The 22,105-nt window shown below is 44.4% G+C and carries 19 protein-coding genes; 10 read left to right on the top strand and 9 right to left on the bottom strand.

From position 1 onward, the window contains the following. Window positions 1-13: 13 nt before the first annotated feature. Entirely contained in the window at window positions 14-1,375 is a 1,362-nt protein-coding gene (locus ACX0G7_RS11280; protein WP_458923574.1) for a sigma-54-dependent transcriptional regulator, read from the bottom strand. Window positions 1,376-1,586: 211 nt separating this feature from the next. On the opposite strand from ACX0G7_RS11280, the gene ACX0G7_RS11275 reads away from it, so the two are divergent. The 5 genes from ACX0G7_RS11275 (at window position 1,587) to metH (ending at window position 10,917) form a co-directional block, all read left to right on the top strand. Beyond that, window positions 1,587-4,727, top strand: a complete 3,141-nt coding sequence (locus ACX0G7_RS11275; protein WP_458923573.1) for an ATP-dependent helicase — start codon at window positions 1,587-1,589, stop codon at window positions 4,725-4,727. Between the two features lie 76 nt (window positions 4,728-4,803). Beyond that, window positions 4,804-6,240, top strand: a complete 1,437-nt coding sequence (locus ACX0G7_RS11270; RefSeq protein WP_458923572.1) for an Ig-like domain-containing domain — start codon at window positions 4,804-4,806, stop codon at window positions 6,238-6,240. Window positions 6,241-6,258: 18 nt separating this feature from the next. Beyond that, a complete protein-coding gene (recR, locus tag ACX0G7_RS11265) occupies window positions 6,259-6,876 on the top strand; it encodes a recombination mediator RecR (protein WP_458923571.1) in 618 nt (205 codons plus the stop codon). Between the two features lie 271 nt (window positions 6,877-7,147). Next, the gene (locus ACX0G7_RS11260) at window positions 7,148-8,164 is read left to right on the top strand and encodes a homocysteine S-methyltransferase family protein (protein ID WP_458923570.1); all 1,017 of its coding nucleotides are present in this window, start codon (window positions 7,148-7,150) and stop codon (window positions 8,162-8,164) included. 29 nt (window positions 8,165-8,193) lie between these two features. Continuing rightward, a complete protein-coding gene (gene metH, locus ACX0G7_RS11255; protein ID WP_458923569.1) occupies window positions 8,194-10,917 on the top strand; it encodes a methionine synthase in 2,724 nt (907 codons plus the stop codon). A 10-nt stretch (window positions 10,918-10,927) separates the two neighbouring features. Here metH and ACX0G7_RS11250 read toward each other — a convergent pair whose 3' ends face one another. Next, entirely contained in the window at window positions 10,928-11,710 is a 783-nt protein-coding gene (locus tag ACX0G7_RS11250; RefSeq protein ID WP_458923568.1) for an LOG family protein, read from the bottom strand. 28 nt (window positions 11,711-11,738) lie between these two features. Between ACX0G7_RS11250 and ACX0G7_RS11245 the strand changes: the two genes are divergently transcribed. The 4 genes from ACX0G7_RS11245 (at window position 11,739) to ACX0G7_RS11230 (ending at window position 13,624) form a co-directional block, all read left to right on the top strand. Next, window positions 11,739-12,506: an exodeoxyribonuclease III gene (locus tag ACX0G7_RS11245; protein WP_458923567.1), complete on the top strand. Its 768-nt coding sequence runs from the start codon at window positions 11,739-11,741 to the stop codon at window positions 12,504-12,506. Window positions 12,507-12,535: 29 nt separating this feature from the next. After that, the gene (locus ACX0G7_RS11240; RefSeq protein WP_458923566.1) at window positions 12,536-12,841 is read left to right on the top strand and encodes a DUF4286 family protein; all 306 of its coding nucleotides are present in this window, start codon (window positions 12,536-12,538) and stop codon (window positions 12,839-12,841) included. A 293-nt stretch (window positions 12,842-13,134) separates the two neighbouring features. After that, entirely contained in the window at window positions 13,135-13,404 is a 270-nt protein-coding gene (locus tag ACX0G7_RS11235; RefSeq protein ID WP_458923565.1) for an HU family DNA-binding protein, read from the top strand. Window positions 13,405-13,516: 112 nt separating this feature from the next. Further along, window positions 13,517-13,624 (top strand): 30S ribosomal protein THX, encoded by a 108-nt coding sequence (locus ACX0G7_RS11230; RefSeq protein WP_458923564.1) that lies wholly within the window; start codon window positions 13,517-13,519, stop codon window positions 13,622-13,624. A 117-nt stretch (window positions 13,625-13,741) separates the two neighbouring features. On the opposite strand, the gene pdxH is transcribed toward ACX0G7_RS11230, so the two are convergent. The 7 genes from pdxH to rplM all read right to left on the bottom strand — a co-directional run bounded on the left by pdxH (window position 13,742) and on the right by rplM (window position 19,372). Continuing rightward, a complete protein-coding gene (pdxH, locus tag ACX0G7_RS11225) occupies window positions 13,742-14,380 on the bottom strand; it encodes a pyridoxamine 5'-phosphate oxidase (RefSeq protein ID WP_458923563.1) in 639 nt (212 codons plus the stop codon). Between the two features lie 228 nt (window positions 14,381-14,608). Then, a complete protein-coding gene (locus ACX0G7_RS11220) occupies window positions 14,609-15,610 on the bottom strand; it encodes a hypothetical protein (RefSeq protein WP_458923562.1) in 1,002 nt (333 codons plus the stop codon). Between the two features lie 186 nt (window positions 15,611-15,796). Further along, window positions 15,797-16,510: a UMP kinase gene (gene pyrH / locus ACX0G7_RS11215; protein ID WP_458923561.1), complete on the bottom strand. Its 714-nt coding sequence runs from the start codon at window positions 16,508-16,510 to the stop codon at window positions 15,797-15,799. A gap of 159 nt (window positions 16,511-16,669) precedes the next feature. Continuing rightward, window positions 16,670-17,506, bottom strand: coding sequence for a translation elongation factor Ts (tsf, locus tag ACX0G7_RS11210; protein WP_458923560.1), 837 nt, complete (start codon window positions 17,504-17,506; stop codon window positions 16,670-16,672). 98 nt (window positions 17,507-17,604) lie between these two features. Further along, a complete protein-coding gene (gene rpsB / locus ACX0G7_RS11205; RefSeq protein WP_458923559.1) occupies window positions 17,605-18,489 on the bottom strand; it encodes a 30S ribosomal protein S2 in 885 nt (294 codons plus the stop codon). A 37-nt stretch (window positions 18,490-18,526) separates the two neighbouring features. Further along, window positions 18,527-18,916 carry a 30S ribosomal protein S9 gene (gene rpsI, locus ACX0G7_RS11200; RefSeq protein ID WP_458923558.1) on the bottom strand — a complete coding sequence of 130 codons (390 nt, stop codon included), beginning with the start codon at window positions 18,914-18,916 and terminating at the stop codon, window positions 18,527-18,529. A gap of 12 nt (window positions 18,917-18,928) precedes the next feature. After that, on the bottom strand, window positions 18,929-19,372 hold the full coding sequence (gene rplM / locus ACX0G7_RS11195) for a 50S ribosomal protein L13 (RefSeq protein ID WP_458923557.1): 444 nt from the start codon (window positions 19,370-19,372) through the stop codon (window positions 18,929-18,931). Between the two features lie 904 nt (window positions 19,373-20,276). On the opposite strand from rplM, the gene ACX0G7_RS11190 reads away from it, so the two are divergent. Beyond that, complete coding sequence (locus tag ACX0G7_RS11190; protein WP_458923556.1) at window positions 20,277-21,965, top strand: serine hydrolase domain-containing protein; 1,689 nt, start codon at window positions 20,277-20,279, stop codon at window positions 21,963-21,965. Window positions 21,966-22,105 lie beyond the last annotated feature (140 nt).

Below are 22,105 nucleotides of genomic sequence, written 5' to 3'. Positions count from 1 at the left end.
GATACAATATCATTTACCTTGCTTTCAACTCGCCTGCCTGTATCATACGATAAATCGTAGATTTGCCGACATCAAGCTTTTTGGCTACCAGTAAAACATCTTTGTCATATTTGTCGAGATAGTGCTGTATGATCTGGATCTCGTATTCTTTCAACGATCTTTCTTTGCTCATCAGGTCGGCTATCTTGGCTGTAGTATTAATGGATATATGCTCGGCAGCAATTGTTTCGCTGTCGGACATAACACAGGCGAGTTCCATTACAGACTTCAATTCGCGCACATTACCAGGGAACGCATAACCCAGGAGTTTTTGTTGTGCATCTGCATCCAGTATCTTTTTCTCCCCGCCATTTTCTTTCGAAAAATGGTCCATGAAATGTTTGGCGAGAATAACTATATCGTTGCCGCGTTCCCGTATCGGGGGAAGGTGAATGGGCAGACCGATCAACCTGTAATACAGATCTTCCCTGAAATTTTTACTTTGTACCTCATCCAGTAAATTCTTATGCGTGGCTACGATGATCCTCACATTAATGGGCACTATTTCATTGCCCCCTATTCTTGTTATCTCTCTTTCCTGCAATACCCTGAGCAGTTTTGCCTGCAGGTTAATATCCATTTCACCAATCTCATCGAGAAACAGGGTACCACCATTGGCTTCCTCGAACTTGCCTATTCTCCGGGTGACCGCCCCGGTAAATGCGCCTTTCTCATGGCCGAAAAGTTCACTTTCAATCAGGTCCCTTGGAATAGCGGCCACGTTTACAGGAACAAAAGGCTTTTTATGCTTTTCAGAATTATAGTGAATGGCTTTTGCCACCATTTCCTTACCGGTACCTGTTTCACCGGAAATAGAAACCGTGATGTTGGTTTTTGATGCTTTTTCTACCAGCCCGAAAACTTTTTCAATAGCATCGCTTTTACCAATAAGGAACTTCGAAAAATCATACTTTTTTCCAACCTGCTCCTTCAGTTGTTCTACTTCCTTTCGCAGCCCGTCGATCTCTTTGAGATGCGCAAGTATGTTCCAAAGACGGTCCTTGGTATCATCATCTTTAACGATGTAATCAAAAGCCCCATTTTTCAGAAGACTGATAGCGGTGGCAACGTCGTCCTGGCCAGAAATAATAATAACCTGGATGTCGGGATGCACCTCGCGGATCTTTTTCAATACCTCTCCCCCATCCATGTCCGGAAGGGAGTAATCAAGCGTAACTACATCAGGCTTTTCGTGGAGGGCGCCAAAAAACGCTTTTGAGCTTTCGAAGCGGCGAACTTCATAATCGGGATTAAGTGAAAGGTAATGGTTCAGCATGGAACCGTACCAGACATCATCTTCCAGGATGAAAATTTTGAGAGAATTAGGGTTCTTCATGGGTTGGGTATGGAATACGTAACTATAAACGCAAATGATGAAAAAATATTCCAGAATAAGGAATAATTCCAAAAATAATAACCTGGTATATAACGTGCATGGTATCAATGTGTAAGGGGAAGTACTTAGCCTGTTATACCTGGCCCGGCGCGCGAGTATGCGCCCGGACCCACGGTCAGGGGTTATGAAGTATAGGCTTTACCTTTGCAGCATGGCTTTATCAGACAAACTCAATGAAAAATTCCGTGAAACTTTTGAGCAACTCAATGACCAGCAAAAAAAAGCCGTAAACACCATTGAGGGCCCTGTGATGGTGATTGCCGGCCCGGGTACCGGCAAAACGCAGATCCTGAGTGCACGCATCGGGAAGATCCTCCTGGAGACTGATACTGCTCCCGATAATATTCTCTGCCTCACCTATACAGAAGCTGGGGTTGTGGCGATGAGAAGAAGATTGCTATCGTTTATCGGACCGGATGCGTACAAAGTCCGCATCTATACGTTCCACGCCTTCTGTAATGATGTGATCCAGGATAATCTCTCATTGTTCGAAAAAACGGCTATGGACCCGGTTTCAGAGCTTGAAAAAATTGCCCTGTTCAAGGAACTCATCGACACGTTTCCAAAAAATCATCCGTTAAAACGATACAGGGGCGATGTATACTTCGAGATCCGCAACCTCCAGTCATTGTTCAGCACAATGAAAAGGGAGGGATGGACCCCCGCATTTATCGATGGTAAAATCACGGAATACCTTGACAGCTTACCGACCCGGGAAGAATACATTTATAAAAAAGCAACCAAACTCTATAAGGCGGGTGACCTGAAAAAAGATAAGCTCGATGAAGCAAAAGAACGCATGGAAAAACTCCGCGCCGCGGTGCATGAGTTTGACCGCTTCCAGGAATTGATGAGGTCAAGGAACCGTTACGATTTTGATGATATGATCAACTGGGTCATCAGGGCTTTCCAGGAGAACGACGCGCTGTTGAGAAAATACCAGGAACAATTTCTGTATATACTGGTTGATGAATACCAGGATACCAGCGGTACCCAGAACCTGCTGGTTCACCTGCTTATCAATTACTGGGACAGGCCCAATGTATTTGTTGTGGGTGATGATGATCAGAGCATCTACCGTTTCCAGGGTGCGAACATTGATAACATGCTTGCTTTCACTGACACCTATAAGGACCTGCTCACGATTGTACTTACCAATAACTACCGCTCCATACAACCTATTCTTGACGTATCGAAAACACTTATAGATCGAAACAAGGGAAGGTTGATCAGTAAGATAAACGGGCTTTCAAAAGATCTGATGGCATCTAATATGTCAATCAACACCCTCTCGCATCTGCCGGTTATCAAGGAATACGAATCACAGCACCAGGAGATGATCGATGTAACCCTTCAATGTGAAAGGCTGATCGCCTCCGGCCTTGCACCCGGCCGTATAGGGATAATTTATAAGGAAAACCGGTATGGCGAAGAGCTTGCACAATATTTCAAACTAAGGGGTATACCCGTCTACAGTAAACGCGATGTAAACATTTTACAGATACCGGTGGCTTCGAAGATCATATTGTTTTTCAAATACCTCGCGGCTGAACTGGAAACGCCATTTGGGGGCGATGAAATGTTGTTCGAGATCCTTCATTTTGACTGGTTTGGAATACCACCAATTGAAATTGCAAAGCTGTCTATTGAAGTAGCAGAGAAGAAATTCGGTGCACAAAAAACATCGATCCGAAAGTTATTGCTGGAAAAATCAACCAGGCCACCGGCTGACCTGTTTGCAAAACCATTTAATGAAAAATTGAAGTTTGCCGGTACGGTCATCGAAAAACTTATAGCAAACGTTCCTAACGTTACCCTGCAAACGCTGTTAGAGAACATCATAAGAGAAGCCGGTGTGCTGAGGCATATCATGCAGGACCCTGAGAAATTATGGCTCATGCAGGTGGTGACTGCACTTTTCGATTTTGTTAAAGAGGAGACAAGAAGAAATCCGAAAATGAAGCTCCCCGAACTGGTAAATATATTCAACCTGATGGAGAAGGAAGAACTGGTACTGCCACTCGTGCAGGTGAGCGGCAACGACAAAGGTATCAACCTGATGACAGCACATGGATCGAAGGGGCTCGAATTTCAACACGTTTTTGTACTTGGATGTAATTCCGCTTATTGGGAGAAGAAAAGAAAACCGGGCGGCGGGTATACTTATCCCGACACTATATTTTCCAGTGTGAGCAATGCCAATGATGATGAGGAATTAAGACGATTATTTTATGTGGCGCTGACGCGGGCAGAACAATATCTGCATTTGTCGTACAGCCGTTTCAGGAACGATGGCCGTGAGCTGGAACCTTCCATGTTTATCGCAGAGATCCAGGATCATCATATCATCCCGACAGAAAAAATAATCATTGATAAAGAAGTTATCCTCGAATTCCAGGCCTTATCATTTGCTGAGAACCGGGCTCCCGAGATAAGCCATGTAGAAGAAGATTTTCTTCATACCATGCTGGAGAAGTTTGTCATGAGTGTTACGGCTTTGAACAACTATCTCAAGTGCCCGCTCGAATTCTATTTCAAAAACCTGGTCCGCATACCATCACCAAAAAATGAAGCAACGGAATTTGGTTCTGCCGCGCACCACGCATTACAAATGTTGTTCGAGAAGATGCAGCAACGCAATGACCAGTTTCCTTCGAAGGAAGAATTTCTTACTGACTTTGAGTGGTATATGCACCGCCACCGGGAAAGTTTTACCAAAGAACAGTTTGACCGCAGGCTTGAGTACGGGTTCCAGATACTGGCCGATTACTATGATAAGTATATAAACAGCTGGAGCAAGGTGGTTTCGGTTGAAAGGAACATCCGGCAGGTTGCTATCCGGGATGTACCCCTGAAAGGCAAGCTGGATAAACTTGAATTTGATGGAAAGCTGGTGACCGTAGTTGACTACAAAACAGGGGATCCGGATAATGCTAAACCAAAACTAAAAGGTCCGGGTGAGAAAGACCCCAATGGTGGTGACTATTGGAGGCAGGCAGTATTTTATAAGATCCTGGTGGACAACTATGATAAAAAGGAGTGGAAGGTTACCAGTACCGAATTCGATTTTATCGAACCGGATAAAAAGAAGAACTACCAGAAGATGAAAGTGGTGATTACGCCTGAAGATATCACTACAGTAACCGAACAGATTGTTAGTACCTGGCAAAAGATACAGGCACATGATTTCTATACCGGATGTGGCAAACCCGACTGCCATTGGTGTGAATTTGTGAAGACCAATAACCTGGCCATTGCCCTGCACGATCTTGAAACAGATGAAGAGGAATAGTGGAAATGCTAAGCTTTTGTCAAAACAATCAATATCCGCTCAAACCCATTAAGTTTGCAATCCGCATAGGAACAGTATGAATAAACACAGTTTTGTATTTTTTACCCTGGTTAGTGCTTTGGTGGTATTTGGGATGATTGGCGGATCAGGTTGTGCTAATATGATTCCCCCGACGGGCGGGCCGAGAGACTCATTACCACCGGTTCTGCTTAGGGCAAACCCCGGGGATTCTACCATCAACTTCAAGGGCAAAAGGATTACGCTGGCTTTCAATGAATATGTACAACTTGATAATGTGCAGCAAAACCTGCTGGTGTCACCCGTCCCAAAAATCACCCCCACGGTTGAAAATAAATTGCGTGAAATAACGATAACCCTCAGGGATTCACTTGAGCCGAATACAACCTATTCATTAAATTTCGGTGATGCCATCAGGGACATCAATGAAGGCAACCCTTATAAAAATTATACTTACATATTTTCGACCGGTGGCGGCCTCGATTCATTAACTATTTCCGGTAATGTGCTACTGGCGGAAAGCGGCAGGGCAGACAGTACCATCGTAGTTGTATTGCATAAAAACTTTGCAGATTCTGCACTGCGCGACCGCCCTCGTTATGCGACAAAGGTTGATGGAAAAGGAAATTTTATCTTTCGTAACCTGCCTCCTGACACTTATGCGCTTTATGCCTTTGCAGATGAAAGCGGAAGCAGGAGATACTCTTCTCCATCACAGCTTTTTGCGTTTTATGATACCGTCATTTCAAGTAAGGCACCACCTAAGGACATCACGCTGTATGCTTACCTGGAAAAAGACACTTCCCGCCCGACCATAAGAAGACAGCCTGCCCAGCCAAAGCCGGTGCTTAAAGGAAATGCAGCCATCGCAGACAGGTTATTGCGTGTGCAAACAAATCTTACCGGCGACCAGCTTGGCCTGCTTCCCAGTGATACCTTTCATTTGCTTTTCCCGCTTGATTCGTTAAGGGTGTTCGATTCAACAAAGGTGCTGTTAGCAAACGAAAAGTTTGAACCGCTAACCAATTACCGGTTCCTGAGAGATAGCACCGGCAAACGTGTCAGCATATTCTACCGTTGGACAGAAAACACAGCCTATCAACTTATACTTGATAAGGACTTTGCGGTGGATAGTTCGGGCCGGAAACTTCCGAGGGCCGATACAATCTCGTTCCGCACAAAAAAAGAAACTGATTATGGGCTGGTCAGGATTCGATTCCCTAACCTTAATCTATCACTTAACCCCGTTCTCCAGTTTGTGCAAAATGACGCGGTGGTTTTTGCCCATGTTTTTGGGAACAGCCGTGAATTCAACTCGAGGTTGTTCACCCCGGGTGAATACGAGCTGCGCATCCTCTACGATGCGAATAAGAATGGGAAATGGGATCCGGGTAGTTTCTTTCTGAACAGGCGTCAGCCGGAGAGGGTCATTCCTATACAACGGAAGGTTAATATCAGGGCGAACATCGATAATGATATCGAAATAAACCTGTAACCAGATTATCTTTGCATTATGCAGTTCTCTTCCTCCTTACTTGAAAATGCTGTGAATGAATTTGCAAAGCTTCCGGGAATAGGGAAAAAAACAGCTTTGCGGCTGGTGCTGCATTTATTGAAGCAGGACCAGGGCATTGTCCAGGGATTTGGCGAAACAATTATCAAAATGCGCCAGGATATCCGGTTTTGTCATCGTTGTCACAACGTCTCGGATGGAGAAACCTGTTCTATCTGTTCGAACAGGATGCGCAAACAGGAACTGATCTGCGTGGTGGAAAATATCAGGGATGTGATTGCCATTGAGAGCACCCAGCAATACAATGGCGTTTACCATGTGCTGGGGGGAATTATCAGCCCGCTGGACGGCATTGGCCCTGATCAACTGACCATTGAATCCCTGGTCTCCAGGGTACAAAAAGAGGGAACACAGGAAGTTATTTTTGCACTCAACCCGAATATCCAGGGGGATACCACCATATATTACACACAGAAGAAGTTAAATCCACTAGGCATAAAGGTTACTACGATCGCAAGAGGAATTGCCTTTGGCGGTGAACTTGAATATGCGGATGAGATGACGCTTGCCCGGTCCATCACAAACCGACTCCCCGTGGAAAGTTACGTGACCAGATAGCCCACTTTTTATTTGAATACATTTTATTACCTTTGCATACTCTTACGGGCGGATTTTGTTTATTGTTCGGCCCGCGAGACGTCTCCCCGCATGTGCGGGATACGGGACGGGATTAATTGAACTAATAAACGCCAAGAAACGCTCCCACGCATTTGTTTCCAAACGTTTATTATCGGTTATTCCATTACGCAGGTTTTCACAGCCGGCCATGTGTTTTTTTGCGCATAGGTCAACCGGGAAAATGATTATTAACCATAAAAAAGGAGTGGCAATGCGGAACATCAGAAAAGAACTCGAAAAACGAATATTGGTAATCGATGGCGCTATGGGCACCATGATCCAGAGATACAAACTTGAGGAGGCTGATTACCGGGGCGAACGCTTCAAAGACTGGCACAAAGACATAAAAGGAAACAATGATCTGCTAAGTATAACCCAGCCGCAGATCATCGAAGAGATCCATAAACAATACCTGGAAGCCGGTGCCGATATCATCGAAACCAACACTTTCAGTTCAACATCCATAGCACAGGGTGATTATGACATGCAGTCACTCGCCTATGAACTGAATCTTGCCTCAGCTAAGGTGGCGAGGAAAGCTGCAGATGAGTACACCGCGAAGAATCATGACAAGCCCCGGTTTGTTGCAGGTGCAATCGGCCCTCTTAATAAAACACTGAGCCTTTCACCCGATGTAAACAATCCCGGATTCAGGGCGGTCACGTTTGACGAGGTAGCGGCCGCCTATACTGAACAGATCAGGGGGCTGGTAGACGGCGGTGTCGATATCCTGCTGATCGAAACAATTTTTGACACCCTCAATGCCAAAGGGGCGATCTACGCAGCAAAAAATTTCTTCCGCCAGAACAACATGCAGGATCTGCCCATCATGATCAGTGGCACTATCACTGATGCATCCGGCCGCACATTAAGCGGTCAGACACTGGAAGCGTTTTATGTTTCGGTTATGCATGCCAAACCATTAAGCATCGGGCTCAATTGTGCACTCGGAGCTTCCGAGATGCGCCCGCATATAGCAGAGCTTAGCCAGATCGCTTCCTGCTACACGTCGGCTTACCCAAATGCAGGTTTGCCAAACGCGATGGGCGAATACGATGAAGAACCACATCAAACGGCTCATTTCCTTGAAGAATGGGCAAGAGAAGGATATGTAAACATAGTGGGTGGCTGTTGCGGCACAACCCCGGATCACATCAAACATATAGCAGACAATGTAAAGAAGTTTGCACCAAGGCAGTTGCCCTTGCTTGAAGAAACACTGGCATAACCTTATCTATATTGACCCAAGAAAATAATATGTCTACAATTATAAAACCGTACTTAAGACTTTCCGGCCTCGAACCACTGGTAGTAAGACCCGAAACAAATTTTGTAAATGTTGGTGAACGTACCAATGTAACGGGTTCAAAGAAGTTTGCCCGCCTTATCCGCGATAACAAATATGAAGAAGCGCTCAGCGTTGCACGTCAGCAGGTGGAAAGCGGCGCCATGGTACTTGATGTAAACATGGATGATGCATTACTTGATGGTGTCCAGGCGATGACTACATTCCTGAACCTTGTTCAAAGTGAGCCGGACATCGCAAGGATCCCTATCATGATCGACTCTTCAAAATTTTCAATTATTGAAGCCGGTCTGAAGTGCGTGCAGGGACGATGTATCGTGAATTCCATCTCCATGAAAGAAGGTGTTGAGAAATTCATTGAACAGGCTTTTATCTGCAAAAGCTTTGGTGCTGCTATCATTGTTATGGCATTTGATGAAAAGGGCCAGGCAGATACTAAAGAACGTAAAGTCGAGATCTGTCATCGGGCATATAAGATCCTGGTAGATGAGGTGGGATATGATCCGCAGGATATCATTTTCGATCCAAACATATTTGCGGTTGCAACAGGTATCGAGGAACATAATAACTATGCAGTCGATTTTATTGAGGCTACAGCAGAAATAAAAAGATTGATGCCACTCACCAAGGTAAGTGGTGGTGTAAGTAATATATCATTCTCCTTCCGTGGCAATGAACATGTTCGTGAAGCCATGCATTCCGTGTTCCTTTATTATGCAATCAAGGCGGGTATGGACATGGGTATTGTGAATGCCGGACAGATGGTTGTTTACGATGAAATTGAACCAACACTTCGCGACCTTTGTGAAGATGTATTGCTCAACCGTAACAATGACAACAACGAGGCTACTGAAAAGCTGATACAGTTTGCAGAGACTGTTAAAGCTAAAGGCAAGGTTGAAGTAAAAGACGAAAAATGGCGAACCACATCGGTTGAGGAAAGGCTGAAACACGCCCTGGTTAATGGTATTACTGACTATATCGATCAAGATACAGAGGAAGCGCGCACAAAATACCCCAAGCCCCTGGATGTAATTGAAGGGCCATTGATGGATGGTATGAATGTAGTAGGCGATCTGTTCGGAAGCGGAAAGATGTTCCTGCCACAGGTAGTAAAGAGCGCGCGGGTAATGAAAAAATCGGTCGCCATTCTTACTCCCTACATAGAACAGGAAAAAGCGGATCGCCGTGCTGCACATGCTGCCGCCGGAACTAAAAATGATGAGTCGGGCGGAGCTGCCCGGGTGTTGCTGGCCACCGTCAAGGGCGATGTGCATGATATCGGAAAAAATATTGTGGGAGTGGTACTCGGTTGTAATGGCTATGACATTATAGATATGGGTGTGATGGTACCAACCGAAAAGATACTTGAAACTGCTAAAAAAGAAAACGTAGATATAATCGGACTGAGTGGTTTGATCACCCCATCACTTGACGAGATGGTTAATGTTGCCCGGGAGATGAAAAGAAAAGATTTTCATGTACCGTTGCTCATAGGTGGTGCCACTACTTCAAGAATGCATACTGCGGTGAGGATAGCACCAGAGTATGAAAGCGGTGTGGTGCATGTACTCGATGCTTCGCGGAGTGTAACAGTGGTGGGAACACTGCTTAACAAGGAGAACAAACCAGCATTTCTTGACAAGCTGAAAACGGAATACACCAAGCTCAAAACGGACTTTGGAAATAAGAAAACTTCCAAGCAGTATCTGAGCCTGGAAGACGCACAGAAAAACAAAACCAAAATAAACTGGGATTCATTTACACCTGTTAAACCTGGCTATACCGGCATTAAGGTCTTTGATAATCACAATTTGAAAGAGATCAGTGAGTTCATTGACTGGCAGCCATTTTTTATAGCGTGGGAACTTCATGGAAAATTCCCTCAAATATTAACTGACAAAGTAATTGGCGCAGAAGCGACCAAATTATATAATGACGCGCAATCGTTATTGAAAAAAATCATTGAAGAAAATTGGTTGCAGGCTAAAGGTGTGATCGGTTTCTGGCCAGCAAACTCTGATGGCAAGGATACTGTGCATCTCAAAGACGGTGACAAAACGGTGAACCTCGAGTTCTTAAGACAACAGATAAAGAAAACTGCTGATCAACCTAACCTGTCACTTGCTGATTTCATAGCACCTGCGTCAACCGGAAAGCAGGACCATATCGGTGCATTTGCTGTTTCAATTCATGGTATCGATAAACATATCAAGAGATTTGAAGAACAACTGGATGATTATAACAAAATAACATTGCAGGCGCTGGCAGACAGGCTCGCAGAGGCTTTTGCAGAGTTCCTTCATAAAAAAGTGAGAACAGAAGATTGGGGTTATGTGACTGAAGAACACCTCACCAACGAGCAATTGATCAAAGAAGAATACATGGGTATCCGGCCGGCACCGGGTTATCCTGCATGCCCGGATCATACGGAGAAATATAAATTATTTGAATTGCTGAAGGCGGAAAAAAATGCCGGCATTATGCTTACCGAATCGCTGGCTATGTTCCCGGCATCTTCGGTTTGTGGCTGGTATCTTGCAAACCCGGAAAGCAAATACTTTGGTGTCGGTAAGATCGAGAAGGACCAGGTTGAGGACTACACGCGGCGAAAGGAAATGCCGCTTGAAGAAGTCGAACGTTGGCTCAGACCGATCCTGGAGTATGATGCTTAGTGAGAGATGGTTATCGTTTTTCGAACAACCACCATTTACGTTTCCTGGGTTTTATTTTGTAGTTGACGGTGATATAAGTGAGTATATGATGCATGGCCTCATCGATATCATCGGTCAACAAAACCAGTTTCATATCGGCAGCAGAAATTGTTCCTGCTTCTACCAGGAAGTTACAGTATTCAATAAGGTCCTTATGATATTCGGTTCCATAGATCACCAATGGAAACTGGGTCATGGTTTTGGTTTGGATGAGGGTCAGTGTTTCGAAAAATTCATCGAGTGTACCGAAGCCTCCTGGCATGATGATGAAGGCATATGAATATTTCTTGAGTAACACCTTCCTGACAAAAAAATGCTCAAAGGTTATTGAATACTGCATGTAAGGATTAGGCTTCTGCTCAAAAGGCAGTTCAATATTGCAACCGACAGAATTTCCATTGTTCTCAAACGCCCCCCGGTTGGCAGCTTCCATAATACCCGGGCCTCCCCCGGTCATCGTTGTAAAACCAAGATCTGCTATCCGCTTGCCAAACTCCCTTGCGGCCTGATAGTATTTGTGGGTTTCATCAAAACGTGCCGAGCCAAAAACCGTGATACATGGCCCAACAAAATGCAGGGTTCTCATGCCCTTGATAAGTTGTCTGAACACCCGCCAGGCAAACCCCAGTTCATGTTCACGGCTGTGTGGCCCGTCGAGGTAGACCTGTTGCTTTGCAGGAATAATACGCTGTATTTTTTTAGTAGTCTGCGCTTTCATTGAAGTATGTAAATTGCCGCCAATATTGTTATTCACTTTCAATATAATTAATAAAACACAAAGCATGCGTATCATCAGTTATAACGTGAACGGGATCCGTGCAGCAATCAATAAAGGATTTATTGAATGGCTCAAAACAGATCCCGCCGATATTATCTGCGTACAGGAAACCAAGGCGCTACGTGATAATGTTGACCTGGCTATGTTTAACGATCTCAGTTATGAAGATTACTGGTTCTCGGCCCAGAAAAAAGGATACAGCGGTGTTGCTGTATTTACAAAGATCAAACCGGACAATGTTATCTATGGTAATGGCCATGCCGTAAGCGATGACGAAGGACGGGTACTGCAGATGGACTTTGGAGATATAAGACTGATCAATGCATACTTCCCATCCGGCACCTCCGGGGATGACAGGCAGGATTTCAAATATAAATGGCTCGATGAATTCTATAGTTTCGTCACCAAATTAAGAAAAACCCATCCCAAACTTATACTCTGTGGCGACTACAACATAGCACACAAAGAAATAGATATTCATGATCCCAAAGGCAATAAAAAGTCAAGCGGATTTTTGCCGGAAGAAAGAGCATGGATGGATAAACTTTTCGATAGCGGTTGGATTGACACGTTCCGTGAGTTTCATCCTGAGCCGCACAGGTATAGCTGGTGGACACAACGTTTTCCATCTATCCGTGCCCAGAACAAAGGCTGGCGGATAGATTATATCAATGTCACGAGCCCCTTAAAAGCTCAACTGATCTCGTCGGAGATCTATCCTGATGTAAAACATAGTGATCATTGTCCGATATATCTCGAATTGAAAAACTAAGATTGCTTATACCGATCAACCGAATGCTCATGCTTATTTATAACGTTACCACAAAGGTTAGCTGGGAGGCAAATGACACCTGGATAGAATGGATGGAAACAGAACAGATCAGGGAAGTGATGGAAACAGGGCTTTTTTTGAAGCATCAGCTGGTGCGCCTGCTCGATGTTGACGACATTGATGGCCCCACGTATGCAGTTCAGTACTACCTGGATAATAAGGAGAATTATGACCTTTACATTCAGCAATTTGCAGCTGGCATAAGGCAGAAAGCCATAAACAGATGGGGAGATCACGTGATTTCGTTCAGAACCCTCATGGAAGTTATTAACTAATTGTGGATAAGAATATTTTAACCTTATTCAATAGAAAAAAGTAGTACATTAATCTCAAACGCAGTACAGGCAAGGATTTCAGCCAGCGATTCATGAAACCCTCTCTGGTAGCGGGTTTCGTGAGATCAAACTGTTGAGAAGCTTGCCCGTATTTCACTCATTTTCCCATATAAGCCTTATCCATTGCGGTTTCTAGCAAGTCTCTAAGCTTTCAAAATAATTGCACAAAAGTTTTGTGTATATCAAAAAGCTTCTAAATTTGTTATGCTTAAAGTAAATAAAAATATTACACTATGAACAAAGCTGAATTAATCGCAAAGCTTGCTGACGATGCAGGCCTTACCAAGACACAAGCAAATGCTACTTTAGATTCTTTTGTAGAAGCTGTTACTAAAACACTGAAAGGTGGTGGTAAAGTTACGCTTGTTGGTTTCGGAACTTTTTCGGTTTCTAAGAGAGCTGCCCGTAATGGTCGTAATCCACAAACCGGAGCTGTCATCAAAATCAAGGCAAAAAAAGTTGCACGTTTCAAAGCCGGGAAAGAATTGCAAGCCAAATTATGATGTTGATGCACTGCATCCAAAAGTTCCGCTACTTGCACCTATCGAAGTAACGGAGCTTTTTTTCATTTTTGCAACACAAAAAGAATAACTTCGCAGCATAAAAAAAATCAACATGGGCAGAGGAGATAAAAAAACAAAAAAGGGAAAGACATTCAAAGGATCATTTGGAAAGTCAAGACCTGCTAGAGCAAAAAAGGTAGCTAAGAAAAAAGATGCATAAGCATATGGGGATGGAGAGCCATGGTGGGTGAATCCATCGGGCGGTCATATCTTCGACATTAAGGTGCCATAATTTTTGACAACCAGCCAAGGCTGGTTTTTTTATGCCCGGTTCAAATCAGGGAGCAAGCCGCTCCAATTGCCAGACGCCATCTGTCAACAGGCTGAACTGCAGCCGGTCGTGGAGACGGCTGGTTCGTCCCTGCCAAAACTCGAAGGAGACAGGCTTCACACGGTATCCTCCCCAATGCTCCGGGCGGGGCACCGGCTGACCGGCAAACTGTTCGCGATACTGCCGCTCATTATTCTCGAGCCATTGCCGGCTTTCAATCACCTGGCTTTGCGGGGAGGCCCAGGCGCCTAATCTTGAACCTTCAGGACGACTATGATAATAGATGTCACTTTCTTCTGCGGAAGTCTTTGATACCAGTCCAGTGACCCGGACCTGCCGTTCAAGTTCCTTCCAGAAAAATACCAGGGTTGCCCTTGGATTTTCTTCCAGCTGCTGACCTTTGAAGCTCTTATAATTGGAAAAAAACACGAAGCCGTTTTCGTCGAAACCTTTCATCAGAACAATTCTCGCCGAAGGCACACCATCAGCTGAAGCTGTAGCAAGCGTCATAGCGTTCACCTCATCAATCTGCGCGTCCAGCGCCTCTTTCCACCATTTATTAAACAAATCAAACGGAGAGCCGGCATCTTCCTCATTTAAAGATTGCAAGCGATAGTCTTTCCTGATATCTGCGATTGATGTCATAATGCCTTGATGTTTTCGAAATAAACTCAACTGCCAGCTGCAAATTACACACAAAAGAAAAGCTCATGAAATCCAATTAACCTGGTCGTCACGGCAAGACATACTTACGTTTGCCACTTAAAGTGACAGCTGGTAGTTAAAATTAAAGCACAATGCATTCGCAAGGTGTCGAAACGACCATATGTAACCGTAGTACTGCTACTATTCGTTATCGGCTTTCGAAAGGAATCAATCCTTCCTTTCAATCATATTTCCGATATCCGTTGCTCTCTTTAGCTGGCTGTCGAGCTTCTTGTTCTGTTCGGTTAGCTGCTGAAGATCCCGGTTCATCTCTTCAAGGAAAGTTACCTTCTTGTAAATCTGTTGTCTTTGAAAATTTGACTCGCGCAATTTATCGTCCGCATCTGCCAGGAGAATAGACAGGCGTTGATTTTCCTCGAGCATCGATTGCTGCTTGAGTTTCAGGGCATCAAATTCTGAAGTGAGTCTGAAAAATGATTGTTGGAGATCTTCATATTCGAAGCTTCGGTTCTCAGGCCTTGCGATATAGGTCTTTAGCTTAGAGATATTTTCCTGCAGACCGATGAAGTCGTTATGGGCTTTGTCGAGGCGCTCCTGGATTTCTGCAGTGAGATGTTGCTGTTGCCTGATCAGCCGGAGCTCATTTTCTTTATCAAAAAGATTTTTCCGGAGTTCATGCAGGGTCGCATGGAGTTCCTCGTTTACTTTTTGGGTGTTTAAGTGTTTTCGTTCAGATTCTTTCAGGAGATCAATCTGGCTCAATAGTTTTGATACGTGTTGATTGTGCTCATGAAGGTTGCTGTGGGCCACGTGCAGTTGGTCGAGGTATGTTTTCTCCTGTTGATCGTTGCTTTCCTCGGGAAGTTTGATAAGCTCTTCCAGGCGGGCTATTTCCTTTTTTGCTTCCTCCAGTTCGATGATCAGGAGGCTTTCATTATCACGGGTCATTTCGAGGTCGCGCCTCATCTGCTTTTCAAGCTTTTGTCTTGATTCTACTTCTTCTACATACTTTAGTCGCCATTCGTTGCCGGGATTTAAACTTGATCCTGCCAGTACGGGCCGTTCGGCGTTGGAAGGCGGGGGAGTTTTGCTGCTTGTCCAGAAAAAGTGGATGGAAAATCCCAGGATTATCGCTCCGATCTGGAAAATCAAGATTTCTACAATGCTCACAGTTAACTGGAAGCCTAGGATGACTACTAATGAATTCATAACGGTTTTGGGTTAACGTTTATCTCCCGCATTACGCGGGATATAAAACAGGGACCGTCTTTCAATGGATTGGGATTCAGGGGTAATGAAAAAACCACCCGTTTGGTGGTTTTTCGTACAGGTAAAGTAGTGACACATTCCTGAATATGCAAACTATATAAAATCATATCTCTATCCTCCTGATGGTCAATCCTTTACCAGTGTGCCGACTTTTTGCCCTGTGACCACACTGTGAAGGTTGCCTGGTTTGTTCATGTCAAAAACAATGATTGGCAATTTGTTTTCCATACATAAGGTAAAGGCAGTCATATCCATTACCCGGAGGTTATTTGATATGCATTCCTGGAACGTGATTACACTATATTTTTTTGCAGTAGGATCTTTTTCCGGATCAGCTGTGTAAATTCCATCCACTCTTGTCCCTTTCAAAATTACATCAGCCTGAATTTCGATCGCCCTAAGTGAACCCGCGGTATCAGTGGTAAAATATGGATTTCCTGTACCAGCACCAAATATTACTACCCTGCCTTTTTCAATGTGCCGGATTGCACGTCTGCGTATATAGGGTTCCGCGATCTGTTCCATTTTGATGGCGCTTTGCAACCGGGTGTAAACTCCTATTTTTTCAAGCATTGCCTGCATGGCCATTCCATTTATCACTGTGGCCAGCATACCCATATAATCTCCATGCGCCCTTTCGATCCCGGTTTCCTTTTCATTCATTCCCCTGTAAATATTGCCTCCTCCTATTACAACCGCAACTTCAACGCCAAGATCCACGATGCTTTTTATATCATTCGCATATTGTTCTGTGATGGCAGTATCAAAACCAAAACTTTTATCGCCCATTAAAGATTCCCCGGAAAGCTTAAGCAGAACACGTTTATACTTTGGAAGCATGTGAATTAGAAGATTTTAGATGATGAAGCCTTATTCGTGCAAAGAAAAGGATTTTTATGGTAAGTCTCATCTTCGCTTTGATGTATGAGGGCTTCTGTGGCTGATACACAAAAGCCGCTCCTTTTGGGAACGGCTTTCATACGTCTGTTGACTTCAGTCTTATCCGAGTGCAACTCTCTTAAATTCGGTTATTTTGATGTCTCCCGCAGATTTAAGGTATTCAGCAACAGTCTTGCCGTTATCCTTAACAAAAACCTGGGCAGTTAAAGTTTGTTCTTTGAAGAACGCGTTCAGTTTTCCGTCAGCGATCTTAGATATCATCTCTGCAGGTTTGCCAGCCATCTTTGGATCAGCCTGGATCTGTTCAGTAACGATTGCTCTTTCACGGTCGATGGTAGCTTGTGGTACTGAATCAGCATCAACAGCTACAGGATTCATGGCTGCGATCTGCATAGCAACATCTTTTCCTGCTTCAGCTGATTCTTTGTTCATTCCTACAAGTACACCGATACGGTTTGCACCATGTATATAAGATGCTACATATGGAGCGTCTACTCTTTCCAGTTTGGTAATACCAATTTTCTCGCCGATGCTGGCAAGTTTGTCGTTCACCAGGTCGGAAACCTTAGCGCCATTAACCAATACATTGTTCAGTTCGTCGATCGACTTTACGTTATTGGCGACAGCAGCGTCAGCAATGCTCTGGGCAAAAGCAACGAAGTCAGCGTTTTTACTCACGAAATCAGTTTCACAACTGATACAAACAGCGATCCCGGTTTTTTGATCAGGAGTTGTTTTTGCAAGAACCACACCTTCTTTTGCCTCACGATCGCCACGGAGAGCGGCAACCTTTGCACCTTTCTTACGCAGCCAGTCGATTGCGGCTTCGAAATCGCCACCCGTTTCCGTCAATGCTTTGCGGCAATCCATCATTCCGGCGCCAGTAGTCTGGCGAAGCTTGTTAATATCAGCGGCTGTAATAGCAACAGTTGACATAAAATATTATTTGAAATTTTATAAATTGGCCAGGGATACATCATTCCATGCCTCCCTGACCGTATTAATTTTAATATTGTAATCCCGGACGTCCGGGATTAGCGAGGACCGCCCGGACCACCTGGTCTGCGGGTTGCTCCACCTGGTACACGGCGCTTTGGCTGTGTTCCACCCCTTACTTTACCACCGCCACCACGTGCAGCTTCAGCTTCCGCTTCAGCCTGCAGACGTGCTGCTTTCTTTTCTTTTTCTTCATCACCACTTTCATCTATTTCTTCATCTTTTGCAGACTGTCTTTCAGCAAGACCTTCAGCAATCGCTGCAGTAATATATTGAGTAATGATTGCGATTGATTTTGTTGCATCATCATTAGATGGGATAGCAAAATCAACCTTATTTGGATCACAGTTGGTATCGACCATGCCGAAAGTTGTGATTCCAAGACGCTTTGCTTCTGCAAGAGCGATGTGTTCATGACCGATATCAATGATGAACAAAGCTGCGGGTACACGTCCCAGTTGTGAGATACCACCCAATACTTTATCTATTTTATCGCGATCGCGCTGTAATTGCAGGCGCTCTTTTTTAGTCAGGCTCTCCGCGCTTCCGTCGCCGAGCATCTTATCAATGCTCTGCATCTTTTTCACGCTCTTACGAACAGTGTTGAAGTTTGTAAGCATACCACCCAACCAACGCTCAGTAACGAAAGGCATGTTAACCTTCTTAGCGCAATCAGATACGATTTCTTTTGCCTGTTTTTTGGTTCCGACAAACATGATCTTTTTACCACTACGGGCAACCTGCTTCAAAACTGCAGCAACTTCCTGAAGATGTTCTGTTGTTTTGTTAAGATCAATGATGTGAATACCTTTTTTTTCAGCAAAGATGTATGGCAACATCTTTGGATTCCACTTCTTGCGCAAGTGACCGAAATGTACACCTGCCTCCAGTAATTGTTGTTGTAACGAAGTGTTATTTTCCATGTTATTTCTTCTTTGAATATTTTGTTTAGAGATAAGATTAACGCTTGCTGAACTGGAAGCTTCTACGTGCTTTCTTGTGACCAAATTTCTTACGTTCAACAGATCTTGGATCACGTTTCAGAACGCCTGCAGCTTTAAGAGCAGGGCGGCTTTCAGGGTTAACTTCAACCAGCGCACGGGCAATACCCAGTTTTGCGGCTTCAGCCTGACCCTTCATACCACCACCGGCAGCATTGATCTTAACATCATATTTATCTAATACCTGGAGTGTCTTCATAGGTAATTCAACCTGGTTCTGAAGATATACCAGTGAGAAATATTCTTTGTAGTCTTTGTCGTTTACTGTGATTTTACCAGAGCCTTTTGAAAGGAAGATCCTTGTAACTGCTTCTTTACGACGGCCTACTGCGTTTTTTTGCTTTTCCATGTATGATTACAATTAGAAAGTTAATGGTTGTGGTTTCTGTGCAGCATGCTCATGTTTATCACCAGCATACACGAATAATTTTTTGTACACCTTGCGACCAAGACGATTTTTTGGCAACATACCTTTTACAGCTCTTTCGATAACTGCTTCAGGACGGCGGGCAAGCAGGTTTCTTGCAGTTTCCGCTTTCTGTCCACCCGGATATCCTGAAAATGTCAGGTATTCCTTGTCGTCAAGTTTCTGGCCGGTGAAAACCACTTTGTCGGCATTAATAACAATGATGTAATCTCCGCAATCAACATGTGGCGTATAATAGGCCTTGTTCTTACCACGAAGAACAGCAGCTATTTTGGCGCACATGCGTCCAACGGTTTGATTAGTACCGTCCACAACGTACCAGTTGTGCTTTACGGTAGCCGCGTTAGCATGTTTGGTAGTAAAATGTAATTTGCTCATTTGAATTTCTGTTTAAGTTTTGCCGCTATCCCGGCGTTGATAATTTTTGGACTGCAAAGGTAGAGTTATTCATCAGATAAAATGCAAATATCAAAACTATTCTTTCAGCGCATGCTTATAATCCACTGATTTTCAATAAAAATTTTGCTGGTTTTTCAAAGTTCATTGCAAATGTCCCGAGCAGATGTTTAATTCTCCAACATTTGTGGCCGCATTTTCACATACTTGTTGCGAGTACTCGCTGGTTTTTCACATCGTGGGTGAGGGACCTCACTGCTTTTTTCGCCGCTTTCCTGGTTTATAGGTTGGCTCTCTCCATCCCAGCCTTTGGCACCGATCCGCTTTTCGTGCAGATCAGCGTTTTTGCATTTGACCCCTAAAATTGCAGGTCACTGCAAGGCTGTGAGAATAGCAGGTCGCTGGCAAGGCTGTGAGAATTGCAGGTCGCTGGCAAGGCCGTGAGAATTGCAAGGCTGCGAGAATAGCAGGTCGCTGGCAAGGCCGTGAGAATCGCAAGGCTCTAATTAATATAAAATCTAAAGCAAATTCCCAGCAATAAGTGCCAATTGCCGGCATCAAGTGAATGGTGAATATAATTTTGCTCATCGCATAACCTTCCCAGTGAACGACAGTTGGAACGAACGCGGAGGGCCTGAGGTGGGTCTGATCTGCCACCTTCGATTCCTCCCGCCCGCCCGGACCGGCAATAAAACCCTGGTCCGCGGGAGGAATCACAGTGGCAGATCAGACCTACCTCAGGCCCATCCGGCGGAGTGAGATACCAAGTGAACGCCCCTGAACCCGCAACCACAACAGATAACCAGAAATGAAACCTCTCATCACAATAACAATTCGTTTGTCCATGTAGAAAACAAATTTGATAAAATTTCAATACCTTTTTGATATGAATAAGCTTGCCGGTGTTTTAATATTGATCTGCCTGCATCTTGCCTGTAAGTCTCAGTCAACTGACCCGGTAAAAATCCGAGGGATTCAACTGCCTGACTCGATAAAATCGAAGATCGATAATGTGTTTAAATCCTTTAACGACAAAACACCCGGATGTGCCATTGCAATAATTAAAAACGGGGAACTGGTTTTTGAAAAAGGCTATGGAATGGCCAACCTTGAATACAATATTCCAATCTCCCCAAAAACGGTATTTCATATTGCTTCCGAATCAAAACAATATGTGGCTTTTTGTATGTTGCTGCTTGAGAAGGAAGGCAAGCTTTCTCTTGATGATGACATCAGGAAGTACCTCGATTATGTTCCCGACTTTCACGAGAAAATCACCATTAAACAACTTATCTATCACACAAGCGGTCTCCGGGATCAATGGCAGCTACTGGCAAATGCCGGCTGGCAACTGGATGATGTGATCACACAGGATCACGTTATCAAACTGGTATCAAAACAAAAGGAGCTGAACTTTAAGCCCGGTGAAGAGCATATGTATTGTAATACCGGTTACACCCTGATGGCTGAGATCGTGAAGAAGGTTAGCGGGCTTACGCTGAGGCAATACACAGAGAAATATATATTCGGGCCGCTTGGCATGAAGGATACTCATTTTCATGATAATTACCAGGAACTCGTCCCCAACCGCGCATATTCTTATAACCCGAACAATAAAGGCGGGTACCAGCATGCTGTACTAAGCTATTCGATCGTTGGGGCAACAAGCCTTTTTACAACTGTCGAGGATGAAACCAAATGGTTGAACAACTTCGCAACCGGACAGGTCGGGGGCAAGGATCTCATTCAGAAAATGCATACCGTAGGAGTATTGAACGATGGCCGCAAGCTCAACTATGCATTCGCTATTGTGATGGATAAATTTAAAGGCTGGGATCAGATCGGCCATGGCGGGGGAGATGCAGGGTACAGAACTTATGCCTGCAGATATCCTGATAAAGGACTTGGTATTGTAGTATTCAGCAACTCCGGCTTCGTTAACCCGGGAGGATTGGTGAGGCAGGTGGCCGAACTGTTGATCCCAGATAGCAAAGAAGAAGTCAAACCACCCGTTAATACAAACTTTGCTGACAGCAGTTTTCTCAAAAAGATGCCTGGCAAATATTATTCATCCAGGGGCGATATGGGGGAAATGTACTGGAAGGATGGAAAATTGTTTCGTGCCGGCCGTAACGGATCAAACCCGCTTGAGTCCCGCTTTGTAGTAGCTGGTCCTGGACGTTATGTGTTACCTTCCGGCGGTCCGTCGGTTATTGTTGACCCTGAGAATATCAAAGGTGATTCAATTGTAGAATTAACTATGGAAAGCCCGATAAACAGCGTGGTGTACAAAAGGATGCCTGCAGTGATGCCTCCAATTACCGCGGAGTATGGAGGTCGCTATTATTCTGATGAAACTGAAGCTTTCTACACCGTCACCGAACTGGATGGTAAATTAACAATTGAACATCGCAAATTCCCAAATACAGCTTTAACCCGTATCGCTCCCGACCAATTTACAACTTCCAACTGGTGGATGAATCATATCAGGTTCCTGAGAGATAATGACCAAAAAATTACCGGCTTCGAGGTAAACAGTGGAAGAATCCTCGGACTTAAGTACAAAAAACTATAAGGATCTCCCGCGCCCAAAAAGGCGATCGCCTGCCCTGGAAATATGAGCAGCGATTTCCCCTGCTATGCCTGATGTAGGGGGGAACAATAATTGAATTAGCCTAAGTGATAACAAGATTTCATTTTTTGTTCAACTTTAAA

It is taken from the genome of Flavitalea antarctica, assembly GCF_054461535.1.
The sequence above is the reverse complement of the archived record's forward strand: the minus strand, read 5'-3'. Positions and strand labels throughout refer to the sequence as shown.

Excerpts from the sequence above, each read along its gene's own strand:
- ACX0G7_RS11280 (WP_458923574.1), bottom strand. The coding sequence starts at position 1,375 with ATGAAGAACCCTAATTCTCTCAAAATTTTCATCCTGGAAGATGATGTC.
- ACX0G7_RS11275 (WP_458923573.1), top strand. The coding sequence starts at position 1,587 with ATGGCTTTATCAGACAAACTCAATGAAAAATTCCGTGAAACTTTTGAG.
- ACX0G7_RS11270 (WP_458923572.1), top strand. The coding sequence starts at position 4,804 with ATGAATAAACACAGTTTTGTATTTTTTACCCTGGTTAGTGCTTTGGTG.
- recR (WP_458923571.1), top strand. The coding sequence starts at position 6,259 with ATGCAGTTCTCTTCCTCCTTACTTGAAAATGCTGTGAATGAATTTGCA.
- ACX0G7_RS11260 (WP_458923570.1), top strand. The coding sequence starts at position 7,148 with ATGCGGAACATCAGAAAAGAACTCGAAAAACGAATATTGGTAATCGAT.
- metH (WP_458923569.1), top strand. The coding sequence starts at position 8,194 with ATGTCTACAATTATAAAACCGTACTTAAGACTTTCCGGCCTCGAACCA.
- ACX0G7_RS11245 (WP_458923567.1), top strand. The coding sequence starts at position 11,739 with ATGCGTATCATCAGTTATAACGTGAACGGGATCCGTGCAGCAATCAAT.
- ACX0G7_RS11240 (WP_458923566.1), top strand. The coding sequence starts at position 12,536 with ATGCTTATTTATAACGTTACCACAAAGGTTAGCTGGGAGGCAAATGAC.
- ACX0G7_RS11235 (WP_458923565.1), top strand. The coding sequence starts at position 13,135 with ATGAACAAAGCTGAATTAATCGCAAAGCTTGCTGACGATGCAGGCCTT.
- ACX0G7_RS11230 (WP_458923564.1), top strand. The coding sequence starts at position 13,517 with ATGGGCAGAGGAGATAAAAAAACAAAAAAGGGAAAGACATTCAAAGGA.
- pdxH (WP_458923563.1), bottom strand. The coding sequence starts at position 14,380 with ATGACATCAATCGCAGATATCAGGAAAGACTATCGCTTGCAATCTTTA.
- ACX0G7_RS11220 (WP_458923562.1), bottom strand. The coding sequence starts at position 15,610 with ATGAATTCATTAGTAGTCATCCTAGGCTTCCAGTTAACTGTGAGCATT.
- pyrH (WP_458923561.1), bottom strand. The coding sequence starts at position 16,510 with ATGCTTCCAAAGTATAAACGTGTTCTGCTTAAGCTTTCCGGGGAATCT.
- tsf (WP_458923560.1), bottom strand. The coding sequence starts at position 17,506 with ATGTCAACTGTTGCTATTACAGCCGCTGATATTAACAAGCTTCGCCAG.
- rpsB (WP_458923559.1), bottom strand. The coding sequence starts at position 18,489 with ATGGAAAATAACACTTCGTTACAACAACAATTACTGGAGGCAGGTGTA.
- rpsI (WP_458923558.1), bottom strand. The coding sequence starts at position 18,916 with ATGGAAAAGCAAAAAAACGCAGTAGGCCGTCGTAAAGAAGCAGTTACA.
- rplM (WP_458923557.1), bottom strand. The coding sequence starts at position 19,372 with ATGAGCAAATTACATTTTACTACCAAACATGCTAACGCGGCTACCGTA.
- ACX0G7_RS11190 (WP_458923556.1), top strand. The coding sequence starts at position 20,277 with ATGAATAAGCTTGCCGGTGTTTTAATATTGATCTGCCTGCATCTTGCC.